Raw genomic sequence first — 21599 nt, 5'->3', positions numbered from 1 at the left:
ATGGAAGTCGCTCTCTTACTCAAAGAGTTTATTGAAAAGCGTTTCATACTGGCTGGCAATCGTTTCAGAAGCATAGCGTGATTTGATCTCAAAGATATTTCCGCAATAATTAGAGGGAGTCTCCAGAATTTTGATAATGGCTTCGGCAAGCGACCGGGCATCTCTTGGAGGAACTACAATCCCCATCCCGCTTGTCTGAACGGCGTGTCGAACTCCGGGAAGATCACTGGCGACAACAGGGGTACCGCACACCATAGATTCCACCTGTACCATTCCATATGATTCGGTGGAGTTAATGCTTGGTAATACCGTAACGTCACACACAGAGAAAAAGGCTGCCTGCTCAACCGGAGGAATGATTCCGAGGAAAGTCCATCGATCTCCTAACGAACGAATTTGGGGCATCAGCCGTTGGGCATATTCTTCTTCACCCAGCACATTTTCATATTGACCATTGTACAAAACCCGTGCATTCGGGAAACGCTTTAAAATAATCGGCATTGCCTGAACCAGATATTCCACCCCTTTTTCGGTTGCCATGCGAGCGCTGATACCGATAATTTTTTCATCATCCCGAATTTGATACTTCTCTCGAAACCGTGCTACTTCGCCATCCTGTACAGACGGCATTTCAATGGGGGGCAGAACAGGATGAACTTTCTTGATATGGCGCTTTAGAAAAGGGGAATGAAGGGCGTAATCCTGGGTATTTGTTACAATCAAATGAGAGGCTCGCGCGGTAATCTCATTTGCAATCGTTGAACCCCAGTTAGCCATCCAGTGAATAATTCCTCGGGGAAGCAACAAATCACAGTGATAGGTCATAAGGACTTTTTTCCCCGATAAGCGCGCCATCACCGCCAGATAAGCAGCATCCATTTGAGGCACATGGACATTGAGGATGTCTGTTTCCTGAATCAACTTCCAACCTTTTAATGGCATGCTGGGCATTATCACCCCTTTGCTTAGCCGGAAAGCAACCGATGAACGAACAACCCTAACTCCATCCCGATATTCTTCCGTAGGCAACTCAGGGCTAAATCGAGAAGTCAACACTGTCACTTCATGTCCTTTGGATACCAAAGCCCTTGCAAGCCGCTCGGTATAAATTGTCAAACCAGAATAATGAGGGCGGTAATAAGTCAGGCTAATCAGAATTCGCATTCAATGAACTCCGTTGAGAGGTGCGTAATTCAGTGATTAACTGCTGAATGGTTTTCCCTTCTTGAGAAATTCCAATTCCGCCAATGATTGTGGTGGACACAAGATGAATAATATGAATCACAAGGGCATAAACCAGACCCAGTTCAGGTTTCAAACCAATCAGCGACAGGGCTCCAGTAGCAGCCCCTTCGAAAGTTCCAAGAGAAGCCGCCATGGAAGGTAAAGCGCCACCCAGGTTGGATGAACTGATCGCCAGCAAAGTAACCCAAAACGGGATATCGGGGCTCAATGCACGAAGCACAAAAAAATCCCTGAAAATAGCCAGAAACCAGGAAAATCCAATTCCTAGCAAACTGAAAATAAAGAATTCAAAACGAGTGAGGACTGCAAATCCATCCAGCATCCCATGGATGGTCGGGTAAATCCATCTCTTTACAAAGGCTGATCTTTCTGAAATCCGGATAACTTTTTGCTCAATATTCTCTCTGCGATGCGCGGCTAGATACAACACCACCAAACCAGCAACAATTCCCCCAAAAAGAATCAATGCAGCGTTTTGTGCCCATTGCATTTGCAAAGCAAAAGGCAATGAAGCAAGTAAAAGAAAAGAAGCGAAGGCCAGATCATAAGCCCGTTCCACTACCACTGTGGAAAACGCGCTAAAAGTACCAGATTTTCCATGTTTACCTGCCAGATAAGCCCGTCCAAATTCACCCAGACGAAAAGGTAAAATGTTATTCAGGAAATAGCCTTCATTCATAAGCAAAACAGCGCGCCATAACCCAACACGCCGCTGAAGCAAATTTTGCCACCCCCAGGCGCGAATAACCATAGAAACCAGATAAATTAACCAGACAATCAGTAGGGTCTCTAAGGGTAGTGACCGGAAAACCGTTACAAACTCTTTCAAGTCGATAACTCGGGAAAGGATAAATATGGCAACCCCGGTCAGAAGAATCCCAACACCCCACTGGAAAAGCCATGAAATTTTTGAACCGGATGAATTTGTTGTAGTGCTCACTCTTCCCTCAATCTCAATACAGCAAAAAAGGCATCCTGGGGAATTTCAACCATTCCCACCATCTTCATGCGTTTCTTGCCTTTTTTCTGTTTCTCCAGCAATTTCTTCTTTCTGGTTATGTCTCCTCCATAACACTTTGCCAAAACATCTTTCCTCAAGGCTTTAACATTTGCCCGGGAGATCACTCTTCCTGAAGCAGAGGCTTGAATAGCAACATCAAACAACTGGCGAGGGATGAGTTCCTTCAATTTGCTCACCAGGGCTTGTCCCTTGTGATAAGCCTCTTCTCGATGAACAATAGTGGCTAATGCATCAACCGGCTCGCCATTTACCAGAACTTCCAGTTTGACAAGATTGCCAGGGCGGTAATCAAGGAAATGATAATCCATGGAAGCGAAGCCGCGCGTTCGAGATTTCAGTTCATCAAAAAAATCTACGATGATTTCGGATAAAGGGATTTCAAAGTTCAGTTGCACCCGATTTGTGGCAGGATATTCCTGATCCTTGAAAATACCTCTGCGTTTCGTAACCAGATCCATAATCGCCCCATAAAACTCGGTGGGGCTGAAAATTTGCAACAGCATCCAGGGCTCACGAATTTCCTCAATTAGTCCTTCATCGGGTAACTGAGCGGGAGAATCAATCCGAATTACCTCACCACTGCGCATCACAACTTCATATTCCACAGATGGTGCGGTAACAACAATATCCAAATCGTATTCCCGCTCCAGACGCTCCTGAATAATTTCCATGTGAAAAAGGCCTAAAAATCCGCAACGGAAGCCAAAATTTAGAGCCTGGGAAGTTTCAGGTTCAAACACCAGGGATGCGTCGTTCAACTGCAGTTTTTCCAGGGCATCCCTTAAGTTGGGATAATCCTCCCCTTCTGTCGGGTAAATCCCTGCAAAAACCATTGGCTTGGCATGCTGGTAACCAGGCAATGGTTCATCAGCAGGACGTTGGCTGTGTGTAATCGTGTCACCTACCCGGCACTCTCGCACCGTTTTTAATCCTGTGGCAATATAGCCCACATCACCCGCTTCAAGATGATCGGTTGGTTTGAGTTCAGGAGCAAAGTAGCCTATTTCTATGGGCTTGACATCTACCCCGGTGGACATCAATCGCAACATATCACTGGGCTTCACCACTCCTTCGACTACACGCACATATGCAACCACTCCCTTATAGGAGTCATAATGTGAGTCAAAAATCAACGCACGTAATGGGGATTGGATGTCTCCTCTGGGAGGTGGAACATACTGCACAATGGCTTCAAGAACCTGATCTACATTGATTCCTTCTTTTGCTGAAATGCGCAGGATTTGATGAGCGGGAATACCCAGCAAGTTTTCCAGTTCTTCAGCCACTTCATCTGGACGAGCCGAAACTAAATCAATTTTGTTAATAACTGGAATGATAGTTAAATCTGACTCCAATGCTAAATACAGATTTGCCAGGGTTTGGGCTTCAATTCCTTGAGTGGCATCTACGACCAGCAATGCACCTTCGCAGGCAGCCAGTGCCCGGCTGACTTCATAATTAAAATCAACATGACCGGGGGTATCAATTAGATTTAATTCATAAGTTTGCCCATCTTTAGCGGTGTACATCATTCGTACGGCAGAAGCCTTAATCGTTACGCCCTTTTCCCGCTCCAGGTCCATGCTATCCAGAACCTGTTCGGTCATATTTCGATCTGAAATCGTCCCTGTTAATTGCAACAGGCGATCTGCCAAGGTTGATTTACCGTGATCAACATGAGCAATTATGCAAAAGTTACGAATGTGTGCGCTCATCTCCCTCACTTCCAGACTCGGAATTATAACCATAAAAGTGAAACTGTTTGGAAAAAATTTCTCCTAAATGAAATGCGGATCTTCAATTCCCTGGTTTCACAAAGACACCCTGAATCAGACAATCGATAACGGACGGGTCTCCCTTTCCAGGTGTTAGATGAACCAGGAATTCAATGTTTCCTTTGGGACCTCTAAGTGGGGACTGGATCAATCCCTCTACTTGATACCCCAGTTCAATAGCATTTTGTAACACCTCTTTTATCACTTTTTGATGAACTGCTTCATCCCTGATCACCCCCTCACCTTTGCTTACTTCTTCTCTACCTGCTTCAAATTGTGGTTTGATCAAAGCAATAACGTGTCCCATGGGAGAAGCAAGCCACTTCTTTATAACGGGAAGTAAAATTTTCAGAGAAATAAAAGAGGCGTCAACCGTGACTAAATGAATGGCTTCAGGCAGAGACTCAACATGGCGAGCGTTTGTCCGCTCCATAACAATTACACGAGGGTCCTGACGAATGCGCCAGTGCAAAATTCCATATCCCACATCAATGGCATAGACTTTCTGAGCGCCATGCTGAAGCAGACAATCGGTAAATCCTCCGGTGGATGCGCCTACATCTGCACAGACAAACCCCTGTAAATTTTCCAATCCAAAGGCGTGTAATGCAGGTTCTAATTTTTCACCTCCTCTGGATACATATTTCGGACCCGAATCAAGTTCAATGGGGATATTTTCATCAACCCGGCGAGATGGTTCTGTTATGAGTTCGCCGGCTACGCGGATTTTTCCCGCCATAATAAGACGCTGTGCCGCTGTACGACTTTCAGCCAGCCCTCGGTGCACAAGCAAAACATCCAAACGAGCCTTTGCCATGTTTATGATTTTATCATTGTCCGAATCATTTCATCTTATCTTCCCAAAGTGGAGAAGTTTTTATGCTATCATTTTATTTATGATGTTCTCACTTCTCAAAGCCATGCGCCCTCGTCAATGGACAAAAAACATTTTCGTTTTCGCTGCGGTTGTCTTTGACCGTCAATTGAGTCTCCATAATTTTGACCCGCTCCTCAGATCTATTGGGGCTTTTGTCATTTTTTGTCTGTTATCCAGCAGTGTTTACCTGATAAATGATTTAATCGACCTGGAAGCCGATCGTGCACATCCCACCAAACGGAACCGTCCCATAGCATCGGGAAAACTTCCAGTAAGTGTTGCCATCACCACGGCAATTGGAATTGTACTCATTGTCATCCCTCTAGCATTTCTTCTTTCAAAGGACTTTGGCATTATCACAGTTCTGTACTTTGTGATAAACCTGGCTTATTCAGGATGGCTCAAGCACATTCCTCTAATTGACGTCATGATTATTGCCACAGGATTCGTTTTGAGAGTGGCTGGGGGTGTTACGGTCATCGAGGTGCAACGTTTTTCCCCCTGGCTTTACGTAGTCACAACCCTTCTTTCTTTGTATCTGGGATTCGGGAAAAGAAGAGCAGAACTCACCTTACTGGAGGAAAATGCAAACTCACATCGAAAAGTTTTAGATGGTTACAATCTTCCCCTTCTGGATCAACTTATCACAATTGTTTCCTCATCAACGATTCTGGCTTATAGCCTGTATACCTTCTCAGCCCCAAATCTGCCGGATAATCACACCATGATGCTGACAATTCCATTTGTCATGTACGGGATTTTCCGGTATCTTTACTTAATTCAGATTAAACAGGAGGGGGGAGCACCTGAAGAAATGCTATTAAGTGATCGTCCATTGCAGATAGATTTACTTCTTTACGGTCTTGCAGTTCTCATTATTTTCTATTTCTTAAGGTAAACATGGCCGGGATTTTTGCAACCGCACCAGGAAAAGTCATTTTATTCGGCGAACACGCCGTAGTTTATGGTCACCCCGCTATTGCAGTCCCGGTAAGCCAGGTGCGCGCCAAAGCGCTCATCATGCCCATACCGGAGAACAAGCCCGATGAGGTGTATATTGAAGCCCCCGATATTCACCTGAATTCCCACTTAAACCAACTCCCTTTTAAGAATCCCTTGAGAATAGTCATCGAAGAAGTGCAAAATGCCCTGCGTCTCTCTTACCTCCCCCCAATGAAGATTCGAATCACTTCAACCATTCCTGTAGCTGCAGGATTGGGATCTGGTGCAGCAGTTAGCGTTGCATTAGCCAGGGCTTTATCCAACTTTCTTGGACATCCTCTGCCTGATGAAACCCTCTGCGCTATTGCTTTTCGGGCAGAGCACAGTTACCACGGCACTCCCTCTGGCATTGACAACACGGTGATCACCTACAACCAACCCATATTCTTTCAAAAAGAAAAGCCCTATCAATTATTAAACGTTGAAAAGCCTTTCAGGATTTTGATTGGAAATACAGGAATCGCAAGTCCTACGGGTGAAGTTGTTGCGGAGGTAAGAAGAAACCGAGAACAAAATCCGGAAAAATACAATTCTATTTTCGAAAATATCAGTCGAATCGTTTACCAGGCAAGGGAATTTATTGAAAAGGGGAATGTTAATGAGTTAGGTCCCTTACTCACAGAGAATCACAAACTCCTTCAGGAAATGGGTGTCTCCTGTCATGAACTGGATCGTCTGGTAGAGACGGCAATCCACACCGGGGCACTGGGTGCCAAGTTAAGTGGAGGAGGGAAAGGGGGAAACATGATTGCACTGGCAACCCCCGAAAGAATTCCCGAAATCACTCAAGCCCTTCGCGATGCCGGCGCTACTCTGGTAATTGCTACAGAAATCCGGTAATACATAAGGTATCCACTCAACCATGTTTCCCAATCTAACGTTCTTGAAACTCGGCGGTTCTCTAATTACAGAAAAAGATAAACCTCGTACGCCCCGGATAAAAATCATCCAGCAAGTTGCAGATGAAATTTACCAGGCCCTGCAAGAAAATCCTGAAATGAAGTTGATTATCGGGCATGGATCCGGTTCGTTTGGACATAACACTGCCAGGCAATACCGAACCAGAGACGGAGTCTTCTCTCAAGAAGACTGGCGCGGGTTTGCTCATGTGTGGTACGACGCTCGAGCATTAAATCAACTTGTGATTGAGGCGTTGTTTTCCGTCGGACTACCGGTGATCTCCTTTCCTCCAAGTGCCATTGCTTTTCGAAAAGATCAGAAGGTACGGTTTGACACGACCCTCATTCAATTTGCCTTACAAAAAGGGCTTATTCCTGTCGTCCAAGGTGATGTTATTTTTGATCTGAATCAGGGCGGTACAATACTGTCCACAGAAGAAGTGTTTTCCGAAATCGCCCCTGATTTTGCTCCTAAACGGGTATTGCTGGCGGGAGTAGAGGAAGGTGTTTGGGCAGATTACCCAACCTGCCAGAAACTCATTGAAGAAATTTCTCAAGACACATTGAAATTAGAACGAATTCAAATTGGCGGCTCATCTGCAGTGGATGTAACCGGAGGTATGCTGGAAAAGGTCAAATCTATGCTCTCACTCAGCCAGAAGATCCCTGGTTTAGAAGCATGGATTTTCAGCGGTGTTAGAAAAGGCAATATTTTAAGGGCGTTACAAGGGAAATCCATTGGAACAAAAATTCTTTACCAGAGTTCCTGAGAGGAGGAAAAATGGCATACACACGTGAGCGATTGGAAGAAATCGAAGAGCAAACCCTCGCCCCTTATGCGGTGAAAAGTCGAAATTCGCGGGGGCGAAAATACCCGGAAGACGAGCCACAATTTCGTACGTGTTTTCAACGGGATCGAGACCGTATCCTCCATACTACCGCATTCAGAAGGCTGGAATACAAAACTCAGGTTTTTATCAATTATGAGGGAGATTATTATCGGACACGATTAACTCATACTCTGGAAGTAGCCCAAATAGGGCGCTCTATTGCAGTTGCCCTGGGGGCAAATGAAATCCTCACAGAAGCCATATGCCTTGCTCACGATTTAGGACATCCGGCTTTCGGGCATTCTGGAGAACTTACCCTGTCCCGGTTGATGAAAGATTATGGCGGTTTTGACCATAATAAACAATCCTTGCGAATTGTAACGGAACTGGAACAGCGATACCCTGAGTTTCCGGGTTTAAACCTGTCCTGGGAAGTTCTTGAAGGGATTGTCAAACACGAAACTGAATATGATAGAGCCGATGCCAGAGATTTCAACCCCGATTTACGCGGGCACTTAGAAGCGCAAATTGCCAATATTGCCGATGAATTGACGTACACAGCGCATGATCTGGATGATGGCTTACGTTCCGGAATGATTACAGTGGAAATGCTTCAAGGAATTTCTCTCTGGGAAGTTGTCTGTGAAAGTATTGGCTGGAAAGGTGGTATCTTGACGGATATGATCCGGCATCAAATCATCCGTCGGTTAATCGGAATGACAGTAAATGATATTATTCAAAACACTGAACAAAGACTTCGCGAGAGTTTGGTGCGATCAGTTGAGGAACTCCAGCGCTTGCCTTTCAATGTGGTGACCATGAGCGAGGATATGCGCCGGCGTAATCGCGAATTGAAAGACTTTCTATACAAGAATCTTTATCGTCATTGGCGGGTTGTGCGGATGGCTGTGAAAGCCGAACGTATCATTTCAGACCTTTTCAATGCCTACCGCGAAGAACCTACTATCCTGCCCAAACACGTTCAGGAGAACATTGCAAAATGGGGTCTGGAGAGGACTATCTGTGACTATATTGCAGGGATGACAGATCGTTATGCGATTGAAGAACACCAAAAATTATTCGATCCTGTTCGACTGCCCTGATAGGAATAAGAATTTCTTAACTCAAATTGTCAAACTCTCTAAAATCAGGTAAAATTCCGCCATCTTTAGGATTTAAGGTGGTTGGATATGGCTGATGTGCATTATCTCACAGCAGATGGGTTGAAAAAACTTCAAGAAGAACTGGAATTCTTAAAGGGTCCTGCACGGGAAGAACTTTCCAGACGCTTGCGTTTTGCCATTCAACAGGGAGATCTTTCCGAAAATGCTGATTACATTCAGGCAAAGGAAGAACAGGGGTTCCTGGAAGGTAGAATCCTGGAACTGACACAGATTCTCAATAATTATGTATTGATTGATGAAAGTGGAAACCACAGAGACGTTGTCAATCTGGGCGCGAAGGTGACTATTCAAGAAGATGGTTTTGAACCCGAAACCTATCAAGTTGTGGGGCCCAAAGAAGCAGACCCCAAGAAAAATCGTATTTCCCATGAGTCTCCCATTGGAAAAGCCCTTATTGGGCGGACGGTTGGAGATATCGTAACCGCTGAGACTCCTACGGGGAAAATCACTTTCAAAATTCTTTCTATTGAATAATAAAAAAAAACAAGCGGCGCTTTTGCGCCGCTTGTTTTTTTTGTAATTTTTAAGCAGACGGTTTTCTGTATACACTTAATTCCAGAGAGAACTCTTCGAAATAACTGTTCTCAGGAAGTGCGCCTTTGCCATATTCCATATTCACAATGCGTGCTTCAAGGATCAGAGTCTTTGTTTCAAGCGTCAGGCGTTTTCCAGGCTCAGCCAGAATAACTTCCCCCTTCGAGGCAAGGCGTTGAGAAATAACCGGGTCGTTGTAGGCGTGTTGGCTCATCAAGACCTTTGTCACCGTTTGGATATCATTTTTATCAAATACCCAGACTTCAAAGGCTGTTACTTTCTTCGGATCGCCCACACCAATGGTCTCAGATATTCCTACCCCACACTCACCAAGAAATTCGCCTGTCACAGAGTCAATGCTGAACGAGTCATCATACAGGTCGGCCCCTAAGTGATAATAAGAGTTGAAAGTGTGAAGTGGAGCCTCTCCTGCTTCCTCCTCATACACTGGAGAAGTAACCCGCTGGCTCCGTGGAATGGTTACTCCAGCATCACTACTGGAACGAAGTCCACGTCCTTTGAAGAGGAAAAGATATGCCAAAATGCCGCCTACAACTAAAGTGAGCAAGCACAACAAACCAAGAACAACCGTCAGATTTGAGCGTGTGCCTGCAGATTTTTCTTCCGTCGGGGTGGCAGTGACGGCTTGCTCCTCGGGGGTGGTTACCTGCGCTCCCTCCGCAACCGTCCCTTCAGGCTCAGGGGTGACTGCCGAAGGGATCTCTCCAGTTTGGGATTGCAGGATCTTATCGAAAACACCAATCGCAGCGGGGTCTTGATTTCGATTTTCCTTTTTGATTTTTTCCAGCGTTTCTTTTGCTTTGTCTCCCAATTCATTCAAACGCCGTTGTGCCACCGCTTCATCAGGGTTTCTGGAATACGAATCAATTGCCATGCGAAGATAATCTTCGCGCAAATCTTCCCGCAATTCTTTTGCTGAGGCATCCACCCATTGGACTGGCCACAATCCCCAACCCAGCACCACCAGGCCAAAAACCGTGCCGAGTAGGAATGCAATAACTCCAATTACCAGTGGCCGTTTCAAGAGTTCGCTAATCTTTTCCATGTTCTGCTCCTGATTTTAATTTCGTGCTGGAGTTACCCCAAAGTCATTGTAGATTAAAGATTGAAAGTTCGCAACTCCATTCCATATTCGAATTGTTGCAAGGACTATGCCATCAGGATTGATTAACTTCCACATTTTCAACAAATTGTTCTTGTAAGAAGACTTCCCCACAGGCAATACACTGCACTTCCCGTTTATTGGTTATAACCAGCAAACCTCCGCATTGAGGACAAGCGGCAGGAACAGGACGTTTCCAGGAAGTGAAATCGCAATTCGGATAGTTTTCACAACCATAAAAGACACGTCCTTTTCGGGTGCGTCTTTCGACAATTTCGCCGCCATCTTTAGGGCACCGAACCCCAATCTTTTCCAGCCACGGCTCAGTATAGCGACAGTTGGGGAAATCGCTGCAGGAGATAAATTTGCCAAAGCGTCCCCATCGGACAATCAGTTCATGTCCACACTGCGGACACTTTCGACCCACTTTTTCGGGCTCTGACTTGCTCTCTGGCATGAGCATTCTTGCACGTTCCACCTGTGGAGAGAAAGTTTGATAAAACTTACGAATTACCTCCACCCATTTTTCGTTTCCCTCTGCAATTCGATCCAGATCTTCTTCCATTTTCGCGGTGAAACCGGTATCCACAATGTCAGGGAAATGAGAAACAATTAAGTCGTTTACCAGCACACCGGTCTCCGTTGGAATTAAACGCTTTCCTTCACGGGTCACATAGCCTCGCTCCTGAATTGTGGACAAAATTGGCGCGTACGTTGAAGGTCGCCCTATACCATTTTCTTCCAACACCTGCACCAGGGAGGCTTCTGTATATCTTGGTGGCGGTTGAGTAAAATGCTGTTCAGGAATAAGGCGCATTAGTTCCTGTTTCTGGCCTTCCTGTACCTGCGCTGGAATCCGAACTTCGGCGTTTTCATCTTCGGAGGACTGATCCTCATCCCGCGTTTCCTCATAAACAATTAAGAAACCCGGGAACTTAAGAGTAGAGCCACTTGCTCTAAACAGGTAATGATGTTGCTTACCAACGGCTTCAACCTCTACCGAGAGGGTATCATAAATGGCTGTTTCCATCTGGCAGGCAACAAAGCGCTGCCAAATCAACTGGTACAGTTTAAATTGCTCAGGTGATAAAAAGGGCTTCACCTTTTCTGGCGTTCTTAAAACCGAAGTCGGACGAATGGCTTCGTGCGCTTCCTGAGCAGAGGCTGCCCGAGTTTTGTACTGAAGAGAAGATTCGGGTAAGTAATTATTCCCATATGTATCTCTGATGAATTCCCGTACTTCCTTCAAAGCAATTTCTGAAATGTTTGTGGAGTCGGTACGCATATAGGTAATAAGACCTGTGGTTCCGCCTTCTCCAACATCTAAACCCTCATAAAGTTGCTGAGCGATTGCCATTGTACGGCGTGCTGTAAACCCCAATCGGCGGGAGGCTTCCTGTTGAAGCGTTGAAGTGATAAAAGGTGCTGCCGGCTTCCTACGCCGTTCACTTCGTTTAATTCTGGTGATAGTAAATGTTGCCGGCTCCAAATCCCCCAGGTATTGATGAACCACTTCCTGGTCAGGCAGTTCAGGCTCGGCATCATCAATCCTGGTTAACTTTGCAATAAAAGTTGAAGAAGAGCCCTCCGGACGAAGTTCTGCCTCAATCGTCCAATATTCGACAGGGACAAAAGCCTGGATTTCTCTTTCTCGTTCCACCACCAGCCTTAATGCTACAGACTGTACTCGACCTGCTGAAAGCCGACTGCGAACCTTTTCCCAAAGCAACGGGCTCAGGTTATACCCAACCAGACGATCCAATACACGTCGCGCTTGTTGGGCATCAACCAGCGCCATGTTAATATCTCTCGGATGAGAAAAAGCCTCATCAATGGCTGGTTTAGTGATTTCATGGAAAACAACTCGCTTGGAAAGGCTGGGGTCAATCTCTGCGGCTTGCATGAGATGCCAGGCAATTGCCTCGCCTTCGCGATCTGGGTCCGTTGCCAGATAAATCTCTTCGGCTTCCTGCGCCAGGGCTTTTAATTCCTTTACCACTGCTCTTTTTTCATTAGGCACACGGTACTTGGGTTGAAAGTCATGTTCCACATCTACAGAAAGTTCCGAACGGAGCAAATCCCTCACATGCCCTACAGAGGCTTTAACCGTGTAACCTTTCCCTAAAAATCTGCCTACTGTTTTTGCTTTAGCAGGAGACTCAACAATAACCAGTTTTCCTGACCTTTGTTTAGTTTTCTCTTTCTTGACCGGGGTTGGAGGGGTAAGATGTTCGTGTTCGAGCGTCTTACCCAACCTGAAGATACGGGTTCCACACACTGGACAGGTTCCTCTGGTAACTGGAGAGCCTGAGGCTGTAAATTCAGCAACCGGTTCCTGGATTTCCCGTTTGGTTTTGCATTTTACACAATAGGCTTCAATTGTCATATCTCCCTCAAAAACGCCTACAAGTATTGTTTTGGATCATCTCCATATCGAAGAAGGTCTTTCAGCAACTCGCTATTGCCCTCTTTGAGAAGAGTAACAATCTCCTTAACCCTTTGAGCCTGATCTTTCGAGCAAACCAACACTGCATCTGGAGTATCTACAATGATTAAGTCATTTATGCCAATGGTGACAATCACTCTTTCAGTTTTTTCAGATATGACCAATGTGTTACTGGTGGACAAACCCACATGCTTTGATTGATGAACAACATTTCCGTTTTCGTCCAGATCAAAGACCTCAAAGAATGAATCCCATGTTCCGACATCATTCCATCCCAAACCATCAGCCGGCAATACCACAGCCCGCGTCGTTCTCTCCATAATACCATAATCTATCGTTTGGGTTTCCAGTTCCAACCACTCCATAATTACTGAAGTTTGCCATTGTTCGGTATTCCAGTCTGATGCCAGCCTTTCCATTGACTTAAACAGGTCAGGCATTGCATTTTCGATTTCATTCCGAATTTGATCTACTCGCCAAATAAAAATGCCGGAATTCCAGTCATAATTTTCACTACGGATAAATTCCAGAGCCTTATCTCGATTTGGTTTCTCTGTGAACTGAACAACCTGATAGGCAGGGAAGTTTTCATAATACCCCAGGAACTCCCCTCGTTGAATATACCCGTAACCGGTTGAGGCTCGTGTTGGTTTAATGCCTAAAGTGACTAAACGTTTTTCCTGAGCAAGTAAATACGCACTTTTCAGTAAATTTTGAAACTTATCTACATTCTTAATGACATGATCGGATGGCAATACAACCATCGTTGCTTCAGGATCAACAGCATGGATGACCACTGAAGCCAAGCCCACAACCGAAGCAGTCCCTCGCGGAAAAGGCTCGATCAGGAAATTCTCAGCCGGGATTTCAGGACATTGGGTTTGCAATTCTTGGGCTTGCTCTGCAACAGTGACAACATACATACGGTCCGGAGTAATTAACCCATTCAGACGATCTACCGTCTGTTGAAAAAAACTACGATCATTGCCTAAACGAATCATGTGTTTAGGATGATTCTGTCGAGATAGAGGCCAAAGTCTGGTGCCTCCTCCCCCAGCCATTATCACAGCAAAGAAATGAGCGTAGTCCATTTCATTTTCCCCTTTTTGATGAAGGCACCTCGTACAACGAAGCGTACGTCATCCCTCCCAGATTTCGAATCAAACCTTTTAATTCCATGAACGTCAAGATTGCAGAAACCTGTTCAACGGGTAAATCCATGTTTGCACTGATTTCATCAATATGGAGGGATTGACCTTCCAATATTTTCAAAATCCTTTCTTCCATGGGGTCAGCAGGGAGAATTTGCTTTGCGGTTTGTTTTGCAGATACATTCGCCAGATGTAAGTCTTCCAAAATATCCTCTGGAGATAATAGAGGAATCGCTCCCTGCTGAATCAGACGATTGGTACCTTTGCTTTGAGGTGCATTGATGTTTCCAGGAACTGCAAACACTTCTCTCCCCTGTTCAACAGCAAACGTTGCGGTAATTAAAGCTCCGCTTTCTTCCCCTGCCTCTACGACCACAGTTGCCAGGCTCAAACCGGAAATGATTCGATTGCGAGGAGGGAAATTGATCGCATCTGGAGGAGTTCCAGGGGCATAATCGCTTATGAGGGCTCCTTGTTGGGTAATTCTTTCGGCAAGTTTACCATGTTCAGGCGGATAGATTCGATCCAGTCCACAACCCAGTACTGCAAATGTCCTGCCTCCAGCCTTTAATGCCGATTCGTGAGCAATAGCATCAATCCCCCTCGCTAAACCACTGACAACACAAATTCCATTCCTCGCTAAAAAAGTAGCAATTTCCTCCGCAACCTGACGTCCGTAGGCTGTTACTTTTCTTGTGCCTACAATCGCCACAGCAATTTCATCTTGGGGAAGAATATCACCCTTGAAATACAACACCGGAGGTGGCTGATCTATCTGTTTTAATAAAGGTGGATATTCAGGATCACCCCAAAGAACAAAACGAATCTGGTGTCGGTTTAAGTAATCGGACAGTCTTTTAAAAAAATCTGGTTCTTCACGTAAACGCTGCAAATGTTGCAACGATTTTGGCGACAAACCAATTTCTTTGAGGGTTTCCAGGGGAGCATTCCAGGCAATCTCTAAATCGCCAAAATGGTTCAAGAGGGTTCGAAATCGAACCGCTCCCACCCCACGCACCATATTGAAACCAAGCCAATACAAACGAGAATCCACAGACTATTTATGCCCACTCCTGGAGATGCACAATCATTTCACCACTATCCAGATTAACGGATAATACGACTTCCTCAATAGCGGGTAAGAGCAACTCTTTTTCCTCAGGGGTACGGATGAGATATACATCATTCGCGCCTGTTTCAAGAATTTGTTCCAGAATCCCCAGAAAAACCCCCTGGTCGCTTGTCACTTTGAGTCCCAACAACTGGTGATGGTAATATTGTCCTTCTGGCAAAGGAGGTAACTGATCGGTACGCACGTAAACCACCGTGTTGCGGTAGCGTCCTATGTCTTCGGCTGTATTCAAACCTTCAAACTTGATCAACAAGGATTGATTAGCCCATCTGACTTTCTCAATCCTTACCGGCTCGTGAGCCTCACCCAGGAATAGTTGGCGATTTGGCTTCATTCTTTCGGGGAAATCAGTAAGGACATCCATGAGCATTTCGCCATGAATTCCATGAGGACGTCGTAAGAAGCCAACAGCAACAAACACAGGCTCACCCTCAACTGGCGAGCCTGCCGTTTGATCTCTGGATTGGGGCGAGAATGGTACCTTCCGTCTCATTTGGGTTCTACTACATCCAGCGTAGCCTGTTTCTCGTCACGAGCGGCAGCCACCCGAAGGAGGATACGCATGGCATTGGCAACTTTTCCACCTTTGCCAATTACCCGTCCCATATCTTCCCTTGCTACTCGTAACTCGAATTTAATCCTTCCCCCGGGTCCCTTCTGCTGGGTAACCTCTACTTTATCTACCTGATCCACCAGAGAACGTGCAATATACTCAATTAAGTCTTTCACAGACCTGCTCCTTCAAAACAGGACAAACCAATAGGAGGATTTCAGGAGGGCATCCTCCTGAAATCCTCAGCAACCCAGACCCAAACTAGGAAGCGATACGGGTTTTGACGCTTGTGCCTCGTTCTGCAAAGTAGGCTTTGGACTCCTCCAGCAATTTTTCTGCCGGCTCGCCATTCTTGAAACGGGCAAAACGGTCCAAAATACCAGTGGATTTGAACAGTTTCAGGACCGCTTCGCTGGGCTGAGCACCTACGCTCATCCAGTAATAAACCCGTCCTTCATCCACCTCTAGCGTAAAAGGCTCCGTGCGGGGATTATAGTGCCCCAAAATTTCAATGAAACGACCATCGCGCGGAGCTTCGCTATTGGCGACAACGACACGATAGGTAGGTTGTTTCTTCAAACCAGTGCGGCGCAATCGAATGCGAACCATGAATCTTTCTCCTTCAAATCTCACAAATTCTCGTAGATGTTGTTGATTTTACCCGGCGCTGGCTGTACGGTAGAGGGTTGCGGGAGGACGCAAATCTCATACAGCCGATCACCAGTGGCTATCCAAACAGGTTGGGCATACCGCGCCCTCCTGTCTTTTGCAGAGTCTTAAACAACTTTTGTGCTTCCCGGAATTGTTTAATCAGACGATTGACGTCCTGAACATCCGTTCCAGAGCCTCGCGCAATCCTGCGCCGGCGGGAAGCATTAAGAATATCAGGGTTCAACCGTTCTTCTCTGGTCATGGAATTGATAATCGCTTCTGTCATCTTCAATTGACGCTCGGCGTCCTTAGGATCTACCATTTTGGCGGCTTGTCCTAATTGTCCCGGGAGCATTTCCAAAATTTGCGCCAGAGGACCTAACTTTTTCACCTGTCTCAACTGGTTAGCAAAATCCTCCAGGGTGAAGCGCCCGCTCATCATTTTCTCGGCTTGCTCGCGGGCAGTTTTCTCATCGTAGGCTTGTTGAGCCTTTTCAATCAAGCCGATAACATCTCCCATCCCCAGGATTCGGGAAGCAAGGCGAGAGGGGTCATAAACTTCAAGAGCATCAATCCCCTCCCCCGTACCAAGAAATTTTATGGGAACTCCTGTGACAGAGCGGATAGAAATTGCCGCCCCACCTCGCGAGTCACCATCCATTTTGGTCATAATCAAACCAGTCAAATTGACGGCTTGACGGAAACCCTGTGCCACATGAAGAGCTTCCTGACCAATCATCGAATCTACAACCAGTAAGATGTCTGCGACAGGCACTTTTTCAGTAATGGCTTTTAGTTCGGACATAAGGGCATCATCCAGTTGAGAACGCCCTGCTGTATCCATAATCATGACCGAGTAACCGCCTTTTTGGGCATGATCAAATGCCTTTGCGCAAAGAAGCGGTGGCGGTACTTTTTCTTCATAAAAAACTGGTACCCCCACCTTCTCACCCAAAGTTTGCAATTGTTTTACCGCCGCAGGACGATAAGGATCCGCTGCAACCAGTAAAACTCGTTCACCCTGAGAACGTAAAAGGCGGGCTAATTTTGCCGCAGCAGTTGTCTTTCCAGAACCCTGTAAACCGACCAGCATTAACGCCCGCGGTTTGGGTCCTGTCAGGTTCAACCATTGAGGTTCCCCTAAAGTTTTAATCAGTTCTTCATGAACAATCTTAATGACCTGCTGGGCAGGATTTAATGCCTGAGAGACCTCTGCACCTACGGCTCGTTCACGTACACGAGAAACAAAATCCTTCACAACGCTGTAATGCACATCTGCTTCCAGAAGAGCAAGCCTGACTTCGCGCATCACAGCATCCACATCCTGCTCGGTGAGTTTTCCTCGCCTCCGCAGATTGGTGAAGATTTGTTCCAGCCGTTGCGTTAGTGTTTCAAACACAATATCTACTCACATCAATCAATAATCTACCTCCCTCTCGGGAGGCTTTGAATGTCATTTTATCCTTAGTAGGCTCATTGGTCAAGAGAATGAAAAGCGTCCTCTAACAAATTTTATCCTTGACAAATTATTTCTATAAACATAAAATTATTTCCAGGAGATTGAAATGACAAACAACGCTCAAACCTCAACATCGAATCCTTCAGATGAATTGCTGACTTTCTTTAAAGCCCTTTCAGATTCAAATCGTTTAAGAATTCTGGGAATTCTTGCTAATCAACCGATGAGCGTGGAGCAACTTGCTACGGCTCTTAATTTAAGCGCCAGCACTGTGTCTCACCACCTTGCCAAATTGAGTGATGCGGGGTTGGTCAGTGCAAAAGCCGAGGGGTATTACAACATTTACAGCCTGAACCAGACTGCCCTGGAAGAAATGTCCCAGCGCCTGTTGAAGAAGGAAAATTTAGCCCAAGTAGCAGAACCCGTTGATCTTGAGTCCTTTGACCAAAAAGTGGTTCGGGATTATCTGGCTTCAAATGGGAAACTAAAGGCCCTTCCTGCCCAGGGAAAAAAACTTCTTGCTATTCTACGGTACATCATTCAAGCCTTTGAGATCGGAAAGAAATACCCGGAGCGAGAGGTAAACGAAATTATCAAAAAATTTCATGATGACTTCGCCTCTATACGCCGATACCTCATTGACTATCAATTCATGCAACGCGAGAATGGAATTTACTGGCGTATAAAATAAGGATAAACTTCACTATGGAATGGCTCTGAAATTCTCTCAGAGCCATTTTCTTTAAGGATATAATTCCTCTATCTCACCTCTGAAGGACCTGTATGTACGCAAACCGATATCATAAACTCCAAGCCCTGATGCAAGAAAATCATTGTGATGTTCTTGTTTTCAATCCTGGACCTTCTCTGTTGTATCTTACTGGTTTGTCTTTTCACTTGAGCGAAAGGCCGGTGGTGCTGTTCATTTCTCAAAAACAGCATCCCCTCATGATTCTTCCTAAACTGGAAAAAGAGAAACTTGGGCAAAGCCAAATTCCATTAGAAGGAATTTTCTTTGATGACAATCCAGAGACATGGCAAAGTGCTTTTAACCAGGCAAGCGCCCATCTGAACCTGAAGAACAAAAGATTAGGATATGAGACTGTTCGCCTGCGTGCGCTGGAGTTATTCCTGATCATGAATTCAGCCCCTGAATGTGATCTCTTCAATGCTGAAAACATAATCGCAACAATGAGGATGAAAAAGGATGACGAAGAAATAAAAAGAATGCAAAAAGCCGTTGAGATTGCGCAAAAAGGGTTAATTGCAACTTTACCCATCATCCGACCAGGAATCACGGAAAAAGAGATTGCTTCAGAATTAACTGCACAACTTCTCCGTCATGGCTCCGATCCTGAATTTCCGTTTTACCCCATTGTATCCGGAGGCCCAAATAGCGCTAATCCACACGCTACTCCTACAGAACGCCCTCTTCAACCAGGCGATCTTTTCGTTATTGATTGGGGAGCATCCTACCAGGGGTATGTCGCCGACTTGACTCGTACCTTTGCCATTGGAAAAGTCGAACCAGAACTCCAAAGAATTGCTGAAATCGTTTTACAGGCAAATAACGAAGGGAAAAAAGTTGCGCGAAGCGGGATTCCCATCGGAGAGGTTGATAAAGCCACTCGAAGAATTATAGAAACTGCCGGTTATGGTGAATTCTTCACCCACCGGACAGGACATGGTTTAGGTCTCGAGGGACATGAACCTCCCTATCTCTTTTCTGAAAACCGCCTGGTGATCGAAAATGGAATGACTTTCACCATTGAGCCTGGAATCTACCTTCCTGGTAAAGGTGGGGTTCGGATTGAAGATGATGTAGTCATTACCCATGAAGGTTGTCACTCTCTCTCAGACTTACCTCGCGAACTGGTCATCCTGTAATGCCTAAAAATATTCTCCTCGTCGCAATATCTCTGTTTTTTTGGGGCATCGGTGAAGGATTTTTCACATACTTCCAGCCCGTTTATCTCCAACAACTGGGAGCCTCTTCTGTAACCATTGGCGTGATTTATGGGGCACTGGGCATTGCCATGACAATTGCTCAGGCTCCTGCAGGTTATCTTGCAGACAAAATTGGAAATCGCCCTGTGATGTGGGCGTCATGGTTTCTGGGAAGTGCCTCGGCAATCATCATGGCTTTGGCGCCTACAGCAGATATTTTCATTGCGGGAATGCTGTTATATGGCCTTACTTCGTTTGTCATTGCTCCAATGAATGCATACATCACCAGTGTTCGGGAAAACTGGAGTATTGAGCGCGCATTAACCATTACCGCAATCGCATTCAATCTGGGAATGATTGTAGGTCCCAAAGTCGGAGGGATTATCGCTGAGGCAAGCGGGATAAAAAGCATTTATCCGTTCTCTGCGGGCCTGTTTATATTTTCGACAATTATCATCCTGTTTGCCAGGAAGTCTGTAGAAACCGAAAGTCACGCAGAAACCCAAAGGAATCCTGAATTACTATCCAACAGGAAGTTTTTTATTTTGCTGGCATCGATTGGAATTACTTCTTTTGCTCTATACTTGCCCCAACCATTGACACCGAATTTCCTGACCAACGAAGCCGGAATTTCTGTTAATGAGTTAGGAACCCTTGGAACAATAGCGAGCCTGGGTAATGTGCTCATTGCTTTTATTTTTGGGGGAATGAAAGGTCCAGATGGCTTTCTGGTTGGGCAGATCCTTGGGATGATCTACGTCCTTTCTTTCTGGAAAGGGCAAAGTGTATACGTTTTTGCGTTTGGGTATCTCTTCATGGGAGGATTTCGGTTAATGCGCTTAATGGGTCTGGCTTTTGCCAGAACCTATATCAAAGCAAAGGAAACCGGAACAGCCTATGGATTGATTGAAACAGCCAACGGACTGGCGGCGTTTTTTGCCCCTACAGTTGCCGGGTTTCTCTATCAACAATCCCCCAGAGGGATGTACTCATTTGCTCTGATTCTTATTGGCGCTGTTTTGATCTTTAACCTTATCCTGAGAGTAACCTTTTTCAAACCTCAAACTCTGGACTTAAAGAATCCAGCCTCATTGGAAATGGAGAAGACGGAATGACTCTGGAAATCCTCACCTTTGAATTAGGACCACTTTCCAACAATACTTACCTGCTAGTCGATACAAGTTCTTCATCTGCCACGGTGATCGACCCGGCATTTGGTTCTTCAACAATTGTTAAAACATGTCTGGAAAAACAAATTACCATTGAAAACATTTGGATTACACATGCACATTTTGACCACATTGGGGGAATTGAAGCCATTCGTAAGCAATTTCCCCGGGCAACCATAGCGCTCCATGCACTCGATCTTGATCTATGGAAAGACGGCGGTGGATCTCAATATTTTGGTTTCCATATGAAACCACTGCCCAATCCTGAGATCATGCTCGTTCATCATCAAACTCTGCAACTGGGGAATACAACCATAGAAGTTGTTCACACCCCAGGTCATAGTCCCGGGCATGTGTGCTTTATTTTGCACACTCAAAAAATGGCTTTTACCGGTGATTTAATTTTCTACCGCGGTATAGGAAGGACAGATTTACCCGGAGGAGATCCCAGATTACTTTTCCAGAGCATCCTTGAGCAGATATATACCCTTCCAGAGGAGTACCTGCTGTTAAGCGGTCATGGTCCAACTACAACCGTTGGAGAAGAAAAAATGGAAAATCCATACATTACCATTTGAACAAAAAGCCCGCTTTTATCGCG

21 protein-coding genes are annotated in these 21599 nt (G+C 45.5%); 9 read left to right on the top strand and 12 right to left on the bottom strand.

Going from position 1 to position 21599, the window contains the following annotated elements:
* Positions 1 to 15: 15 nt before the first annotated feature.
* The 4 genes from LHF31_RS09380 to LHF31_RS09365 all read right to left on the bottom strand — a co-directional run bounded on the left by LHF31_RS09380 (position 16) and on the right by LHF31_RS09365 (position 4858).
* A complete protein-coding gene (locus tag LHF31_RS09380) occupies positions 16 to 1164 on the bottom strand; it encodes a glycosyltransferase family 4 protein (RefSeq protein ID WP_298003509.1) in 1149 nt (382 codons plus the stop codon).
* Positions 1148 to 2185 (bottom strand): lysylphosphatidylglycerol synthase transmembrane domain-containing protein, encoded by a 1038-nt coding sequence (locus LHF31_RS09375; RefSeq protein ID WP_298003511.1) that lies wholly within the window; start codon positions 2183 to 2185, stop codon positions 1148 to 1150. Before LHF31_RS09375 ends, LHF31_RS09380 begins: the two co-directional genes overlap by 17 nt.
* Entirely contained in the window at positions 2182 to 3981 is a 1800-nt protein-coding gene (lepA, locus tag LHF31_RS09370) for a translation elongation factor 4 (RefSeq protein WP_303774161.1), read from the bottom strand. The genes LHF31_RS09375 and lepA overlap by 4 nt, the downstream gene beginning before the upstream one ends.
* A gap of 82 nt (positions 3982 to 4063) precedes the next feature.
* On the bottom strand, positions 4064 to 4858 hold the full coding sequence (locus tag LHF31_RS09365; RefSeq protein WP_298003517.1) for a TlyA family RNA methyltransferase: 795 nt from the start codon (positions 4856 to 4858) through the stop codon (positions 4064 to 4066).
* On the opposite strand from LHF31_RS09365, the gene LHF31_RS09360 reads away from it, so the two are divergent.
* From LHF31_RS09360 to greA, 5 genes are all read left to right on the top strand, one after another.
* Positions 4857 to 5816 (top strand): decaprenyl-phosphate phosphoribosyltransferase, encoded by a 960-nt coding sequence (locus tag LHF31_RS09360; RefSeq protein WP_298003520.1) that lies wholly within the window; start codon positions 4857 to 4859, stop codon positions 5814 to 5816. The two genes, LHF31_RS09365 and LHF31_RS09360, sit on opposite strands and share 2 nt — an antisense overlap.
* A 2-nt stretch (positions 5817 to 5818) precedes the next feature.
* Entirely contained in the window at positions 5819 to 6760 is a 942-nt protein-coding gene (gene mvk, locus LHF31_RS09355; RefSeq protein ID WP_298003523.1) for a mevalonate kinase, read from the top strand.
* Positions 6761 to 6782: 22 nt separating this feature from the next.
* Entirely contained in the window at positions 6783 to 7589 is an 807-nt protein-coding gene (locus LHF31_RS09350; protein ID WP_303774160.1) for an isopentenyl phosphate kinase, read from the top strand.
* 11 nt (positions 7590 to 7600) lie between these two features.
* Positions 7601 to 8752, top strand: a complete 1152-nt coding sequence (locus tag LHF31_RS09345) for a deoxyguanosinetriphosphate triphosphohydrolase (protein WP_303774159.1) — start codon at positions 7601 to 7603, stop codon at positions 8750 to 8752.
* A gap of 87 nt (positions 8753 to 8839) precedes the next feature.
* Positions 8840 to 9307, top strand: a complete 468-nt coding sequence (gene greA / locus LHF31_RS09340) for a transcription elongation factor GreA (protein WP_298010427.1) — start codon at positions 8840 to 8842, stop codon at positions 9305 to 9307.
* A 49-nt stretch (positions 9308 to 9356) separates the two neighbouring features.
* Here the strand turns inward: greA and LHF31_RS09335 are convergent, their stop codons facing one another.
* The 8 genes from LHF31_RS09335 to ffh form a co-directional block, all read right to left on the bottom strand.
* Positions 9357 to 10433: a hypothetical protein gene (locus tag LHF31_RS09335; protein WP_298010430.1), complete on the bottom strand. Its 1077-nt coding sequence runs from the start codon at positions 10431 to 10433 to the stop codon at positions 9357 to 9359.
* Between the two features lie 112 nt (positions 10434 to 10545).
* Positions 10546 to 12876, bottom strand: a complete 2331-nt coding sequence (gene topA / locus LHF31_RS09330) for a type I DNA topoisomerase (RefSeq protein WP_298010433.1) — start codon at positions 12874 to 12876, stop codon at positions 10546 to 10548.
* Positions 12877 to 12893: 17 nt separating this feature from the next.
* Complete coding sequence (locus LHF31_RS09325; protein WP_298010435.1) at positions 12894 to 14027, bottom strand: mannose-1-phosphate guanylyltransferase; 1134 nt, start codon at positions 14025 to 14027, stop codon at positions 12894 to 12896.
* Between the two features lies 1 nt (position 14028).
* Positions 14029 to 15141 carry a DNA-processing protein DprA gene (gene dprA / locus LHF31_RS09320; RefSeq protein ID WP_298010438.1) on the bottom strand — a complete coding sequence of 371 codons (1113 nt, stop codon included), beginning with the start codon at positions 15139 to 15141 and terminating at the stop codon, positions 14029 to 14031.
* A gap of 7 nt (positions 15142 to 15148) precedes the next feature.
* Entirely contained in the window at positions 15149 to 15712 is a 564-nt protein-coding gene (gene rimM / locus LHF31_RS09315; RefSeq protein WP_298010441.1) for a ribosome maturation factor RimM, read from the bottom strand.
* Complete coding sequence (locus LHF31_RS09310) at positions 15709 to 15948, bottom strand: KH domain-containing protein (RefSeq protein WP_298010444.1); 240 nt, start codon at positions 15946 to 15948, stop codon at positions 15709 to 15711. The genes rimM and LHF31_RS09310 overlap by 4 nt, the downstream gene beginning before the upstream one ends.
* An 85-nt stretch (positions 15949 to 16033) precedes the next feature.
* The gene (rpsP, locus tag LHF31_RS14660; RefSeq protein ID WP_363324803.1) at positions 16034 to 16381 is read right to left on the bottom strand and encodes a 30S ribosomal protein S16; all 348 of its coding nucleotides are present in this window, start codon (positions 16379 to 16381) and stop codon (positions 16034 to 16036) included.
* 118 nt (positions 16382 to 16499) lie between these two features.
* Positions 16500 to 17822, bottom strand: coding sequence for a signal recognition particle protein (ffh, locus tag LHF31_RS09300; RefSeq protein WP_298010447.1), 1323 nt, complete (start codon positions 17820 to 17822; stop codon positions 16500 to 16502).
* Between the two features lie 166 nt (positions 17823 to 17988).
* On the opposite strand from ffh, the gene LHF31_RS09295 reads away from it, so the two are divergent.
* From LHF31_RS09295 to LHF31_RS09280, 4 genes are all read left to right on the top strand, one after another.
* Positions 17989 to 18573 (top strand): metalloregulator ArsR/SmtB family transcription factor, encoded by a 585-nt coding sequence (locus LHF31_RS09295; RefSeq protein WP_298010450.1) that lies wholly within the window; start codon positions 17989 to 17991, stop codon positions 18571 to 18573.
* A 92-nt stretch (positions 18574 to 18665) separates the two neighbouring features.
* Positions 18666 to 19769 carry a Xaa-Pro peptidase family protein gene (locus LHF31_RS09290; protein ID WP_298010453.1) on the top strand — a complete coding sequence of 368 codons (1104 nt, stop codon included), beginning with the start codon at positions 18666 to 18668 and terminating at the stop codon, positions 19767 to 19769.
* On the top strand, positions 19769 to 20944 hold the full coding sequence (locus LHF31_RS09285) for an MFS transporter (protein ID WP_298010455.1): 1176 nt from the start codon (positions 19769 to 19771) through the stop codon (positions 20942 to 20944). Before LHF31_RS09290 ends, LHF31_RS09285 begins: the two co-directional genes overlap by 1 nt.
* The gene (locus LHF31_RS09280) at positions 20941 to 21576 is read left to right on the top strand and encodes an MBL fold metallo-hydrolase (RefSeq protein ID WP_298010457.1); all 636 of its coding nucleotides are present in this window, start codon (positions 20941 to 20943) and stop codon (positions 21574 to 21576) included. The genes LHF31_RS09285 and LHF31_RS09280 overlap by 4 nt, the downstream gene beginning before the upstream one ends.
* The last annotated feature ends 23 nt before the right edge of the window (positions 21577 to 21599 follow it).

The organism is Anaerolinea thermophila, from assembly GCF_020723905.1.
In the GTDB taxonomy this organism is placed as follows: domain Bacteria; phylum Chloroflexota; class Anaerolineae; order Anaerolineales; family Anaerolineaceae; genus Anaerolinea; species Anaerolinea thermophila_A.
The sequence above is the reverse complement of the archived record's forward strand: the minus strand, read 5'-3'. Positions and strand labels throughout refer to the sequence as shown.